Source organism: Micromonospora sp. NPDC050187 (genome assembly GCF_044459745.1).
GTDB lineage: Bacteria > Actinomycetota > Actinomycetes > Mycobacteriales > Micromonosporaceae > Micromonospora.
Genome location: NZ_JBITJH010000030.1, coordinates 20,694 through 33,994, shown reverse-complemented (window position 1 = coordinate 33,994; position 13,301 = coordinate 20,694). Strand labels below are relative to the sequence as shown.

The window sequence follows — 13,301 nt, the reverse complement described above, 5'->3', positions numbered from 1 at the left end:
GCGCGGGACGGTCGGTCCGCCACCCCGGCTCAGATCACGAGGGTGGCGAAGACGATCACGTTGTCCAGGTAGTCACGGGCCTGTTCGTCGAACTTCCCGCCGCAGGTGACCACCCGCAGCGCGGCCCGGTCGTTCGGACCGTAGACCAGTTCGGTGGGGAACTCCGTCTTCGGGTACGACCGCACCGCGTCGACGCGGAAGGTGGCGGTGCTGCCGTCCTGCCGCGCGACGTTGATGGTGTCGCCGGGCAGCAGCGCGCCGAGGTCGTAGAAGACGGCGGGCCCGATGTAACTGGAGTCGACGTGCCCGACGACCACCGCGTTGCCGATCTCGCCGGGGGCGGGACCGAGCCGGTACCAGCCGGCGAGCTGGGCCTGTTGCAACGGAGGCACCTGGACGGTTCCGTCCGCCTCCACGCCCAGCGACATGATCGAAGCATCCACGCCGATCCGGGGAATGGTGATGGTGGTCGGCTCGGACCGGGCCATCCCGACCGTCTCGCCCGGATCGTCGGACTCCGGCGCGACGGCCACGTCGGGGTCGCTCCCGGTGGCGTCCGGGTACACCGATGAGGGCAGGGTGCCGGCCCCGACGATCGGCTGCGGTGGCCGGGCCGGGTCCGGTCCGGTCAGCCCCACGCCGAGCAGCCCGATCCCGAGGACGCCGGTCAGGACCACCGCGGCCGCGCCGGCGGCGCGCCACGGTCTCCCGTGACGGCCGCCGGCGAGTGTCCCCGCGTCAGACCAGCGACTCATCGGTCCGACGACGCCGCATCAGCACGATGCCGCCGAGCGCCGCAGCGCCGAGCATCGCCGCTCCACCGACCGTCGCGTCGCGGTCGGTGCCGGTGGCGCCCCCGTCGCCGCCCTTGACGTGTCCCCTGGGCAGGACGATCAGGGTGCCCTCGCCGCAGGAGCCCTTGAGCTCGTACTTGCCGGGCTCGGCGTCCCACGGGATCTCGGCCTCGCCGTAGTACACGAACCTCGGTCCCCGGTCCTTCTTGCCCTCCTCGGCGGACTCCTCCTCGGTGCCCCGGTCCTCGCGGGCCTTGTCCTCCTCGGCGGCGGCCTCGGCCTCGGCCTTCTTCCGCGCGGCCTCTTCGTCGGCCTTCTTCTTCGCGGCCTCTTCGTCGGCCTTCTTCGCGGCCTCGTCCTTGGCCTCGTCGCCGGCACCCCAGCCGCCGGACTCGTTCATGCCCGGCTGTCCGCTCTCGTCGGACTGCTGGCTGGACGGCCCGTCCCCGGCGCGGTCACCGCTCTCCGAACGGTTGCCGTTGCCGTCCTTGTCGCCACCGTCCTTGCTGTCGTTCGCGGCGGGGCCGTTTTCGGAGTTGTTGCCGTTGCCCCAGTCGTTTCCGGTGTCGGTGCCGTTCCCGGAGGGGCCGGTCCCGGTGTCGCTGCCGTTGCCCCAGTCGTTGCCGCTCCCGGAGTCGTTGCCGTTGCCCCAGTCGTTGCCGTTCCCCCAGTCGTGGCCCTTGTCGTGGCCCTTGTCCGAGTGGTGGCCCTTGTCCGAGTGGTGGCCCTTGTCTGAGTGGTGGCCCTTGTCGTGGCCCTTGTGCGAGTCGTGGCCCTTCTCGGAGCCGTTCCCGGACTCCTCGCCCTGCCAGTCGTTCTCGTGGTCCTTCTTGTGGTGGTCCCGGGGGTGGAGCTTGACCTTCCCGGTCACCTTCGACCAGACGTAGGCGTGCTCCTGGCGCTCCGCGCAGACCTCGATGAGCTTGACCTCGTGACCCGGCCGCACGGCGTACGGGTCGGCGTAGACCTTGCCCTTGTGGTGGTCGTCGTGCCCGCCGCCGTTGTCGGCGAAGGCGATTCCCGGCGTGAAGACCAGCAAGGAGGCCCCGCCGAGGGCAGCGCCAGCGACGACCTTCCCGAGCTTGTTGGTAGCCATGACCTGCGTCACTCCATCCCTTTTCGTCCTGACCCGGCGGCAGCCGAGCTAGGTCAGACGTTAGACCGATTCGCGACCTATGAGAGGAAAGATTCGTGTTTAGGAGTGTGTCGGCCAAGCGGCTTCGCCGGGTGGTAAGCGTGGTTCGCCCTTCCGCGCGTGGGCCGCGTCGTTACCGGCTTATCGCCCGGAAATTCCCGGTCAGTGACGTGCAGGTATCGAGAGGTTGTCATGGAAGCGCTCCCATGCAAGAATCACTGCACTGCGTACGAGGAGCCACACCGCGCAGCCGGAGCGTCGAGGGCAGCCGGTCCCACCGGACGACGCCGCGGCCGCACCGTCGGTCGGCTCCGTTTGGCCGCACCGCACCACCGCTGCCCGTCCGGGTCGGGCATCCCCATCACCCCCGAGGGCCTCTGTGGAACGACGTTTCCAGGGCCTGAAAGCAGCCGGGCCGTTCCCTGGTCCCGGTCTCGCCCAAGGAGATCAGTGGCATGAATCTGTGGAGAAGTCTGTCCGCCAGGCGGCGGGCACTCGCGCTGACCGGCGCGAGCGCCCTGGTCGCCGGTGGCCTGGTGACCATTCCGGTCACCGTGGCGCACGCCGCGACCCAGTGCGATGTCAACTACACGTCCAGCGACTGGCAGGGCGGGTTCACCGCCTCCGTCACCATCAAGAACCTCGGCGACCCGCTGAACGGCTGGACGCTCGGCTTCGCCTTCCCGGACGCCAACCAGCGGGTGCAGCAGGGCTGGTCGGCACGCTGGTCGCAGTCGGGCCGGAACGTCACCGCGCAGAGCGAGTCCTACAACGGCGCGCTCGCCACCGGAGCCAGCACGACCATCGGCTTCAACGGCGCCTGGAGCGGCAGCAACCCGAAGCCCACGTCGTTCACCATCAACGGCACCGCGTGCAACGGCGGAACGCCCCCCACCACCCCGCCCCCCACCACGCCGCCGCCGACCACCCCGCCCCCCACGACCCCGCCGCCCACCACGCCGCCGCCCGGTGGCCCCAAGGTGGACAACCCGTACGCCGGGGTGAAGGGCTACGTCAATCCGGAGTGGAAGGCCAAGGCGGAGCGGGAGCCCGGCGGTAACCGGATCTCCAACAACCCGACGGCCGTGTGGCTGGACCGGATCGCCGCCATCGAGGGCACCGACGACAGCAGCTCGAACGGTTCGATGGGCGTGCGGGACCACCTGGACACCGCTCTCGCCCAGGGCGCGGGCTACATCCAGTTCGTCATCTACAACCTGCCCGGCCGGGACTGTGCCGCCCTCGCCTCCAACGGCGAGCTGAAGGCTGACGAACTGCCCAAGTACAAGGCCCAGTACATCGACCCGATCGCCGCGATCCAGGCCGACCCGAAGTACGCCAGCCTGCGGATCATCAACATCATCGAGATCGACTCGCTGCCCAACCTGGTGACCAACACCTCGGGCAACCCGGGTGGCACCGCGGCCTGTGACGTCGTGAAGGCGAACGGGGCGTACGTCCAGGGTGTCGGTTACGCCCTGGCCAAGCTGGGCGCGCTCGGCAACGTCTACAACTACATCGACGCCGCTCACCACGGATGGATCGGCTGGGACAGCAACTTCACCCCGACCGCCAACCAGCTCAAGGAGGCCGCTGTCGCCTCCGGCAGCACGGTGAACCACGTGCACGGCTTCATCGTCAACACGGCGAACTACTCCGCCCTCAAGGAGCCGTACGTCAAGATCACTGACACGGTGAACGGCCAGACCGTGCGCCAGTCCAAGTGGATCGACTGGAACCAGTACACCGACGAGCTCACCTTCGCCCAGGCGTTCCGCAACGAGCTGGTCCGGGTCGGCTTCAACTCCGGCATCGGCATGCTGATCGACACCTCCCGCAACGGTTGGGGCGGTGCCGCCCGGCCCACCGGTCCGGGTGCGACGACCAACGTGGACACCTACGTCAACGGTGGCCGGATCGACCGCCGGATCCACGCCGGCAACTGGTGCAACCAGGCCGGTGCGGGCCTCGGCGAGCGGCCGAAGGTCGCCCCCGAGCCGGGCATCGACGCCTACGTCTGGGTCAAGCCCCCGGGCGAGTCGGACGGCTCCAGCAAGCTCATCCCGAACGACGAGGGCAAGGGCTTCGACCGGATGTGCGACCCGACCTACACCGGTAACCCGCGCAACGGCAACAACATGAGCGGGGCGCTGGACAACGCGCCGATCTCCGGTGCCTGGTTCTCCGCGCAGTTCCAGGAGCTCATGCGCAACGCGTACCCGCCGTTGTCCTGACCTCCACCACACCTGCCCGCCGCTTCCGGTAGTGAGGCGCCGGAGGCGGCGGGCCTCCCCTGGGGCCCCCGGCCCGACCCACGCGGTCGGCCGGGGGCCCTGCCCCGTACGCGGTCAGGGCACGGTGCGCTCGACCGCCGCCCGGCCCTCCCGCTCCAGGTCGCGCCGGGCCCGCTCGACGTTTGCCGGATCCGGGTCCTGGCCCCGGGCGACGGCCAGGTCCTCCGGTTCCCAGGGCTGCTCCGCGCCGGTACGGACGGTCGTGCGCTCCCCGCCGCTGGTGCTCCGGAACGCGTCGCCGACCAGCTCGTCGGTGCCACCGCGCTCCGCCGGGGACTCGCCCGGGGGCACGAAGTCCGGGTTCTCGTCGTCCGGGCCGCCACCGGTCACCAACTGCGGCACCGTCGTCTCGTCGTCCGCCGCGGCGGCCATCTCGGGGCTCTCCTCCAGCGGCCGGTCGGCGTTGCGGTCGCGATCCGTCATGTTGTCGCCCTCCTGTCCCCAGGCGCGTTCCCTGATCCCTCCCGCGTACCCCGCAGACCCCACCCCATGCGCCCGGCGGCTCGCGCCGTCGACACCGACGGCCGCCCGGCGCACGGTGGTGCCCGCCGGTTCCGCTACGCCCCGTCCACGGGGAAACACCCCGGACGCGACGCGTCCGGGGTGTTTCGGGAGGTGTCGGGTCGGCTGGTTCAGCGGCCGAGGACCCGGTCGAGGAAGTCGCGGTACTGGCGTACCGCCTGGCGGAGCTGCTCGGTGTCGGCGGAGCCGTCGTCCTGCCACCCGCCGATCCGGTTCTTCTGCTCGGCCAGGGCCGCGGCGAGCGCGTGGATCGCCTCCTCCACCAGCCCCTGCGCCTGCCCGGCCGCGGCCTTGGGATCGTCGACGAAGCGAAGCTGGACGTCCCGCCAGCGGTCCCGGAAGCCCTGCGCGGTCCCCGGGTCGAAGAGCGACGCCGGTTCGGCGAGGGCGGACGCGGAGGAGCCGGTCGTGCCGGCGGCGGTGAGTGTGTCCGGGGCACCGTCGGTGGACACCGGCACCGGGGCGGCGTCGGGGTCCACCATCGCCGGGGCCGGGCTGCCGTAGCCGGCACCGGCGGCGGTGTCCCGCCGCATCCCGGCGTCCCGGCCTGCCCCGGCGTCCCGGTTCTGCCCGGTGTCCCGGCGGTCCCCGGTCCGGTCGCCGCTGGTCCGGTCGCCGCCGGCCGTGTCGCCGGTTGCCTCGTCCCGGTGCCGGCCGGTCGGCTCGGCCTCGTCGACGGTCTGTGCGCGGTGGTGGCCGTGCAGCAGTGCGGTGGGGTCAGCCCGGCGGCCGGACTCCTGTTCGCCGACGGCACCGTCTCCGGGGCGGGCGGTGCGTTCCTCGCGCGGGTCCGGCTCGTCGGCGGGGATCGGGCTGGCCAGCGCCGAGGCGGCCACCGCACCGCCGACCGTGGTCGCGCCGAAGGCGGTCGGCACCGGGCCGGGCTCGTGGAAGTCCGCCGGCCGGTTCGCCTCGGCCCCACGTGGGTCGTTCCGGAGCTCCGCGGCCCGGTCGTGGCCCGGACCGTCCCGACGCGGTGCCACGGACGGGTCGTCGAAGGTGCCCCGGTCGTCGAGCGCGTCCTCGGGCACCTCGGTCCGCTCGGCGCGGTCCCCGCGCCGGGCCGCCGTGCCGTCCGGCGGCGGCACCGGTACGGGCTCCGAGCGGACCACCTCGGTCTGATCGGTCTGCTGCTCCTGCTGGCGCATGGCGGCGGCCTCCTCAGCGGCTCGTGACGTCGTGCGGGGTCTCGCTCTCCTCGGCGCGGCGCGGTGCCGGCGGCTGGGCCGCGACCGGCTCGCCACCGAGCAGGTCGGCGACGAGCGCCCGGTAGTGGACGACCGCCTGCCGCAGTTCCTCGGTGCTGGCCTCGCCGCGCTCGTTGCGCAGGTGGATCTCGTGGGCCTCGCGGTAACGGGTCAGCGTGCGGGCGTGCGCGACAGAGAGGTGGGCGGCCTGCTCGTCGAAGTCCCCGGTCGGGTAGCCGCGCTCGGCGACCAGCCGGGACACCAGCGCGTCGGCGTCGCCGACCGCCTCGGCGGGGGTGTCGACGAAGCGGAGCTGGACCTCCTCCCACGCGGCGGCGTAACGGGCGCGCGACTCGGGGTCGAGCGGGGTCAGGGTCAGCTCGGCGTGCCGACGCTCGCGGTCGCGGAGTTCCTTCTCCGCCTCGCTGCGGCTGGCCCGCTCGGCGACCACCCGGTCGTACTCGGGTCCGAACCGCTGGCGCAGCTGACGGCGGCGCGCGGCGGTCACGGCCAGCGCGATCCCGGCGGCGATCACGAGTACGACGAGAACGATGACGACTACCTGCGTGGGCGACATGGCCTCCTCCTTCGTCACCTGCTATTCCCGCGTCGACCTGATCGCCAATCCCGATTGCGCCTACTTTCCCGCTGACGTGTCCGACATGACCGGCCCCACATGGTGATCTTTGCCAGAAACTTGACTGATTCCAGAAAGTTGGTTTGGGGGAGTCATGCCGGTTTGCTCCGGGCGTCACCCGGGCGAGGGGGTGCCGAGTCCCTCGTCCCGGGCTGCGGTGATCGCCTCGACGCGGCTGCTCACCTGGAGCTTCACCAGGATGGCGGAGACGTTGTTGCGCACCGTCTTGGGACTCAGCCCGAGCCGCTGCGCGATCCCGGCGTTGGGCAGGCCCCGGGCCAGCAGGCCGAGGATCTCCCGTTCCCGGTCGGTGAGCTGCGGGAACGGCTCCGGGCGGCCCGGACCGGCGCGGAACAGCATCGCGGCGCGACCCGCGACGGCAGCGCCGAGAACCAGGTCCCCGCTGGCCACCGCACGGATACTGCGCTCCACGTCGGCGGCGCTGGCACCCTTGAGCAGGTAGCCACGGGCCCCGGCGCGCATCGCCGCGACCAGCGACGCGTCGTCGGAGAGCATGGTGACGACCAGCACGCCGACCTCGGGGTGGTCGCGGGTGAGCACCCGGGTCGCCTCGACACCGGACCCCTGCCCGAAGTGCAGGTCCATCAGCACGACCGTGGGCCGTACGCGCGTGACGACCTGCAACGCGGTCGCCACGTCGGCGGCCTCGCCCACGCAGTCGATGCCGTCGAGTGTGGACAGCAACGCCGTCATGCCGAGCCGGAAGACGGGGTGGTCGTCCACCACGACGACCTGGATCGGTGCGCTCACGACAGCTCCAGGGGGATGGTCAGCCGCACCATGGTGCCGCGCGGGTCGGCCGGGCCGATGGTGAGGGTTCCACCGATGCCGTCGGCCCGTTCCCGCATCGCGTGCAGGCCGACGCCCCGGGTCGGCCCGACGGGCGGGCCCTGACCATGGTCGGTGACGACGATCCGCAGCAGGTCCGGCCGCCGGTCCAGGGTGACCGTGCAGCGGTCCACCCCGGCGTGCCGGTGCACGTTGCGCACCGCTTCCGCGGTCACCCCGTACGCGGCGGTGGCGACCGAGCCGGGCAGCGGGTCGAGCGGCACCGGGATGTGCACGGCGACGTCCAGCCCGGCCCGCGCGTACCGGTCGCGCAGGGTGTCCACCGCAGGTTCCAGACCGCCGTCGGCGAGCACCGGCGGCAACAGCCCGTGCGCTAGGTCCCGGACGTCCTCGGCGCGCGTGGTCAGCTCGATGATCAGCCGGTCCAGCAGTTCGTCCGCGCGGGCCGGGTCGCGGTGCAGCAGGTTACGGGTGGCGGCGAGGCCGAGACCGATGCCGCTCAACGCCGGACCGAGTCCGTCGTGCAGGTCCCGACGCAGTGCCCGGCGCTCCTCGTCGCGGGCCTCGGCGAGCCGCCGCCGCGAGCGTGCCAGCTCCTCGTTGGTTCGGGCGAGGTCCACCACGGCGGCGACCACCGGGGCGAGTCCGGTGAGCGCGTCGGTGACCCGGCCGCCGAGCAGTTCCCCCGGACGCGGCCAGGCGTGCAGGTACCCGACCTGGCGACCCCCGCTGGTCAGCGGCACGGTCACCGGCGTGCCCCCGGCGCGCGGGGGCGGCTCGGGCCCGTCGGCGGTGACCAGCACCTCGGCGAGGCGCAGCGCGGCGGCGATCACCGGCCCCAGCTCGGCGGAGCTGTGCAGGCTGTGGGCGACCCGGCGCATCAGGGGCTCCGGGCTGTCGCCGTGCACCAGCCGGTCCACGCCACGCTGCACCCACTGCCGCACCGGCTGGAAGGCGACCGCGATGGCGGCGGTCACCACGATCCGGGGCGCGGACGACGCGTCTGGCAGCACCCGGTCGAGCACGGTGACCCCGGCGCTGTAGCCGGCGATCGCCCCGGCGGTCATCAAATACCACACCAGAGCCCGCCGGACCGCCAACCGCAGCCCCCACATCTGCTGCCGGAGCACCACCACGGCGACCGCCGCCGGGAAGAACGCCTGCGAGGCGAGCATCAGCAGGGCGGGTACCGAGGCGGGCAGCACCGGTGGCAGCACGGTGACCAGGAACGCGAGGGTCAGCAGCGTACTGCCCGCGGTCGCCCAGCCCATGCCGTGCCGCTGCTCCTGCGGGCCGTGCCGCCAGCGCCACCCACAGGCCGCCGCGGCGAGCAGACCGAGCAGCACCAGGGCGTACCCGGCCGGCCCGGCGAGCGCGGCGCGGGCCGCCATGGCGGTGGGCCCGAGCGGGACCAGCCCGCGCGGCGGCGGCGCGGTCAGCACGACGACCGACGCCAGTGCCACGTACCCGAGCCCGACGGCGACCGCGACCCGCTCGACGCGGGCCGGCGTCCGTTCCGGCAGCAGCCACGGCATCACCACGACCAGCGCGTACAGCCCGGGGACCCAGGCCCAGTGGTGCGCGGACAGCAACCAGTACGGGCCGGTGGACAGCTGGCCCCATTGGGCGGCGAACGCGGACAGGGAGCCGCCGACCCCGGCTGCCGCGGCGATCCACCCGGCGAGCCGGCCGCCGGTCCGCCGCCGGCTCAGCACGAGCCACGCGACACCGCCGTAGACGATCCCGTCCATGAGGTCCACCAGCGAGTACAACTGGGTGTCGGTGAACGCCGGCAGCGCGACGCACCACATCACGATCGCGCCGGTGGTGCACCCGGCGGTGACGGCGAGAACCACCCAGGCGGCGATCCGGTCGGGCGGACGGGGAGTCGGCATGATCCATCCACTGTGTCAGTGGTCGCCGGCAGCGGACCACCGATCGGCCGGACAGGCCGGGACGACGCGGTACGACCGTTCGGGTGATCCCGGGTGTCCCGGCCGGAACGGGACGCCGGTCCCTGGCGACCGGGACGGCGCGGCCCGTTGACTGTCGGACATGACCTCTCTTCCGGACCACATCCCGGCCCACGTCAAGGGTTCCTACGTCAACTGCTCCGAGTACGCCCGGGAGGCGCGGCTCACCCCGCCGCCGGCCGCCGAGCACTTCCCGGCGCACGTCAAGAACACCTACGTCAACTGTTACGAGTATGCCCGGGAGGCGCGGCTCACCCCGCCGCCGGCCGCCGAGCACTTCCCGGCGCACGTCAAGAACTCGTACCCGACCTGCAACGACAGCGTGCGGGCGGCCCAACTGACCGCCCAGCCCGCAGCGGCATGACGACGCTGCACGCCCCGACCCGGCTCGGCGACCCCTGGCGGGAGTGGCTCGCCGAGAACCTGGCCATGGGCGCCTCCGTCGACCAGGCGCGGGCGGCCGCCGTGGCCGGGTGCGGCGACGCCGACGCCGTCGACGCGGAACTGGCGGAACTCACCGCCCACCCGTACTTCGCCGTCTGCCGCCGCCTCGCGTTGCGCTACGACTGGATGGAGTCCGTGCTGGACACCTACCGGGCGCTGCGCGACAGCGACGGGGGACGCACCCTGGAGCACCGCGCGGACCTCACACCGGAGGAGTTCTTCTCCCGGTACTACTTCGGGAACCGCCCCGTCGTGCTCGACGGCCGGATGACGGACTGGCCCGCCCTCGACTGGACGCTGGAGAGCCTCGCCACGGCGTGCGGCGACGCCCTGGTCGAGGTGATGACCGGTCGGGACGCCAACCCGGACCACGCCTGGCAGTACGACCGGCACCGCACCACCATGCCGTTCCGCGACTACCTGGCGGCCCTCGGCTCCGGCGTCCGCACCAACGACTACTACATGGTCCCCCGCAACGAGAACTGGTCCGGGCCGCTGCGGCCCCTCGCCGCCGACGTGCGGCCCCCGGAGGGCATCGTGGATCCGGAGGCCGTCGGGCACCTGCTGCTCGGCCCGGCCGGCACGGTCACGCCGCTGCACGTGGACAACAGCAGCGTCCTGCTCTGCCAGGTGCTCGGCCGCAAGCACGTCCGGCTCGTGCCGTCGTACGAACGACACCTCGTCTACCCTCGGGGCGGCACGTTCAGTGCGGTCGACGCGGCCAACCCGGACCCCGTCCGGCACCCGAGGTTCGCCGAGGCCGCCGTGCTGGAAACCGTCCTGGAACCCGGTCAGATGCTGCTCGTGCCGGTGGGCTGGTGGCACTGGGTGGAGGCACTGGAGGTGAGCGCCACGGTCACGTTCCACCACTTCGACACGCCGGGGCAGAACCACCGGATGGCGACGCCGCCCGCCGCCGGCCAGGACGACTGACCGGTACCGCCGGGCACGCCCGACCGTGACGCGTCACCGGACACCCCGTCGCACCCGTGGCGGGGTGTCCGCGTACGTTCGTCCACGGTGGAGGGAATCGGGCCGACCCGAGCGGACGGAACGGACGGTAGTGCATCAGCGCACGATTACGTATCCTGCCCAAGGCGCTCGTACCGGTGCCCGGTGCGCCGGGCGTCGCTGCCCGGCCGGTTGCCGGCGCCACCCCTGCCACACCTTCCGGGCGAGGTGCTGATGAACTCCCGCGACTGGCCGATCCGCACCAAGCTGACCGCGCTGGTCGTCGTCCCGGTGGCCGCCCTGCTGGCACTGTGGATCTTTGCCACCACGCTGGCCCTCGGGCCGGCCCTCGACCTGCTCGCCGCCGGCACCCTGCTGCGGGACCTGGGCCTGCCCGGTGACCGGGTGGTGGTCGAGCTGCAACGGGAGCGTCGGCTCTCGGTGGTGCAGCTCGCCGGCTCCGGCGAGGTGGCCGAGCTGCGCGACCAGCGGCTGCGGACCGACGAGGCGGTGGCCGGGTTGCGGAGCCGGGCCGGCGGCCGGGACCTGCGAGACGCCGCCGACGACCTGGTCGACGCCCGCCTCGACCGGCTCCTCACCGCCCTGGACGCGCTTCCCGCCGGGCGGAGGTTCATCGACCAGCGGCAGGTGGACCGGGCCGGTGCGCACGGTCTCTACACCGGCATGCTCGCCACGCTGTTCCAGACCTACTCCGCCATGGCCAGCGGCCCGGACGTCGACCTGACCCGGCAGGCGCGCGCGATCAGCGCCCTCGGCCAGGCCCGGGAACTGCTCGGCCAGGCCGACGCGCTCGCCGCCGGGGCGTTCACCGCCGGCCGGTTCGCCCGGGGCGAGCACACCGCGCTCGTGCAGACCATCGGCAACCAGCGGTACGTCACCGCCGTCGCCGTCGACGACCTGCCGCCGGCCACCCGCAGCGCCTTCCAGCGGCTCACCGACGGGGCGGACTTCCTCCGGCTGCGGCGGATGCAGGACGAGCTGATCGCCGCCGATCCGGGCGACCTGCCGTCGGTGGACGCCCGGACCTGGCAGACCACCCACGACGTCGTGCAGCGCCAGCTGCGGGACTTCGAGCTGGCCGAGGCGGAGGCGCTGACCGACCGGTCGGTGCCGGCGGCCCTCGGCATCCTCGGCCGGCTCGCCGCCGCCGGACTGCTCGGCCTGGTGGCCGTGGTGGTCTCCCTGGTGGTGGCGTTGCGGGTCGGCCGCTCGCTGGTCCGGCGGCTGACCGGGGTCCGGACGGCCGCCACCGAGCTGGCCGAGCGGAGACTGCCCGACGTGGTGGCCCGGCTGCGCCGGGGCGCGGAGGTCGACGTCGCCCGGGAGGCCCCGCTCCTGGAGTTCGGCACCGACGAGATCGGTCAGGTCGGGCAGGCGTTCGGCGTCGTCCAGCGGACCGCGGTCCGGTCGGCCGTGGACGAGGCCGCCCTGCGGCACGGGCTCAACCAGGTCTTCCTCAACATCGCCCGGCGCAGCCAGGGGCTGGTGCACCGGCAGCTCGCCCTGCTCGACCGGATGGAGCGTCGAACCGAGGACCCGGAGGAGCTGGCCGAGCTGTTTCAGGTCGACCACCTCGCCACCCGGATGCGCCGGCACGCCGAGGCCCTGGTCATCCTCGCCGGAGCGGCGCCGGGGCGTGGCTGGCGCAATCCGGTCGCCGTGCTCGACGTCGTCCGGGGCGCCATCTCGGAGGTCGAGGCGTACGACCGGGTGGACATCGCCCCGATGCGGCCGGCGGCGGTGGTCGGCCGGGCCGTCGGCGACGTGATCCACCTGCTGGCCGAGCTGATCGAGAACGCCACCTCCTTCTCCTCCCCGGACACCCGCGTGCGGGTGCACGGTGAGATGCTGCCCAACGGGTACGCCGTCGAGGTCTCCGACCGGGGTCTCGGGATGACCGCCGACGCGATCGAGGAGGCCAACCGCCAACTGGCCCGCGCCCCGGAGTTCGACCCGACGGTCAGCGCCCGCCTCGGTCACTTCGTGGTGGCCCGGCTCGCGGCCCGGCACGGCGTCCGGGTGCGGCTGGTCGCCGGCGCGCAGGGCGGGATGACCGCCGTGGTGCTCCTGCCGCCCGACCTGGTGACCGCCGAGCCGCCGCGGCCGGCCGTCGACCGGACCGGTGACCGGATGGCCAAGGTGACGAAGCTGAGCACGCTGCCCCGGCCCCGCTCGGTCCGCTCGGCCCGCCGGCGGTCGGAGCCGCCCTCGGTGGTGCCACTGGCGGCGGCGCGGCCGGGACCGGCCGAGATTCCGCTCGGCCCGGACGGGCTGCCCCGGCGGATCCGGCAGCGGGGCCCGGCCCGGCAGACCCGCCCGGTTCCCGTCGAGCCGTCGCCGCGCACGCCGGAGCAGGTGCGGGCGGCGATGGCGGCACTCCAGTCGGGCACCGAGCGGGGCCGGCGCGCGGGCGCGCACCCGGACGGGCCCGGCCGTACGCCGTCCGCTCCGGCCGGGCCTGCCGTCGGGCCGCCCGCCTCCTCTGCCGCTCCGCCCGCCCCCGGCACCGGGCCGGTCGACGCCCCCACGGTGC

Annotated in this window: 10 protein-coding genes and 1 pseudogene; 4 read left to right on the top strand and 7 right to left on the bottom strand. The window is 73.5% G+C overall.

Going from position 1 to position 13,301, the window contains the following annotated elements; translation table 11 throughout:
• Positions 1-29: 29 nt before the first annotated feature.
• Together ACIBJE_RS29040 and ACIBJE_RS29035 are read right to left on the bottom strand one after the other, a co-directional pair.
• Positions 30-755, bottom strand: coding sequence for a class F sortase (locus ACIBJE_RS29040; RefSeq protein ID WP_396753461.1), 726 nt, complete (start codon positions 753-755; stop codon positions 30-32).
• Positions 739-1,890: a hypothetical protein gene (locus tag ACIBJE_RS29035; RefSeq protein ID WP_396753460.1), complete on the bottom strand. Its 1,152-nt coding sequence runs from the start codon at positions 1,888-1,890 to the stop codon at positions 739-741. Before ACIBJE_RS29035 ends, ACIBJE_RS29040 begins: the two co-directional genes overlap by 17 nt.
• Before the next feature lie 494 nt (positions 1,891-2,384).
• Between ACIBJE_RS29035 and ACIBJE_RS29030 the strand changes: the two genes are divergently transcribed.
• Positions 2,385-4,163, top strand: coding sequence for a glycoside hydrolase family 6 protein (locus ACIBJE_RS29030; RefSeq protein WP_396753459.1), 1,779 nt, complete (start codon positions 2,385-2,387; stop codon positions 4,161-4,163).
• Positions 4,164-4,277: 114 nt separating this feature from the next.
• On the opposite strand, the gene ACIBJE_RS29025 is transcribed toward ACIBJE_RS29030, so the two are convergent.
• The 5 genes from ACIBJE_RS29025 to ACIBJE_RS29005 form a co-directional block, all read right to left on the bottom strand.
• Positions 4,278-4,646 (bottom strand): hypothetical protein, encoded by a 369-nt coding sequence (locus ACIBJE_RS29025; protein ID WP_396753458.1) that lies wholly within the window; start codon positions 4,644-4,646, stop codon positions 4,278-4,280.
• 209 nt (positions 4,647-4,855) lie between these two features.
• Positions 4,856-5,893: a hypothetical protein gene (locus ACIBJE_RS29020; RefSeq protein ID WP_396753457.1), complete on the bottom strand. Its 1,038-nt coding sequence runs from the start codon at positions 5,891-5,893 to the stop codon at positions 4,856-4,858.
• Between the two features lie 13 nt (positions 5,894-5,906).
• Complete coding sequence (locus ACIBJE_RS29015; RefSeq protein WP_396753456.1) at positions 5,907-6,509, bottom strand: hypothetical protein; 603 nt, start codon at positions 6,507-6,509, stop codon at positions 5,907-5,909.
• A gap of 174 nt (positions 6,510-6,683) precedes the next feature.
• On the bottom strand, positions 6,684-7,340 hold the full coding sequence (locus ACIBJE_RS29010; RefSeq protein WP_396753455.1) for a response regulator: 657 nt from the start codon (positions 7,338-7,340) through the stop codon (positions 6,684-6,686).
• Positions 7,337-9,274, bottom strand: coding sequence for a sensor histidine kinase (locus ACIBJE_RS29005; RefSeq protein ID WP_396753454.1), 1,938 nt, complete (start codon positions 9,272-9,274; stop codon positions 7,337-7,339). The genes ACIBJE_RS29010 and ACIBJE_RS29005 overlap by 4 nt, the downstream gene beginning before the upstream one ends.
• A gap of 160 nt (positions 9,275-9,434) precedes the next feature.
• On the opposite strand from ACIBJE_RS29005, the gene ACIBJE_RS29000 reads away from it, so the two are divergent.
• The 3 genes and pseudogenes from ACIBJE_RS29000 to ACIBJE_RS28990 all read left to right on the top strand — a co-directional run.
• Entirely contained in the window at positions 9,435-9,716 is a 282-nt protein-coding gene (locus ACIBJE_RS29000; protein ID WP_396753453.1) for a hypothetical protein, read from the top strand.
• Complete coding sequence (locus tag ACIBJE_RS28995) at positions 9,713-10,729, top strand: cupin-like domain-containing protein (RefSeq protein ID WP_396753452.1); 1,017 nt, start codon at positions 9,713-9,715, stop codon at positions 10,727-10,729. Before ACIBJE_RS29000 ends, ACIBJE_RS28995 begins: the two co-directional genes overlap by 4 nt.
• A 252-nt stretch (positions 10,730-10,981) precedes the next feature.
• A pseudogene (locus ACIBJE_RS28990) lies at positions 10,982-13,291 on the top strand (nitrate- and nitrite sensing domain-containing protein); the annotation flags it as partial.
• Positions 13,292-13,301 lie beyond the last annotated feature (10 nt).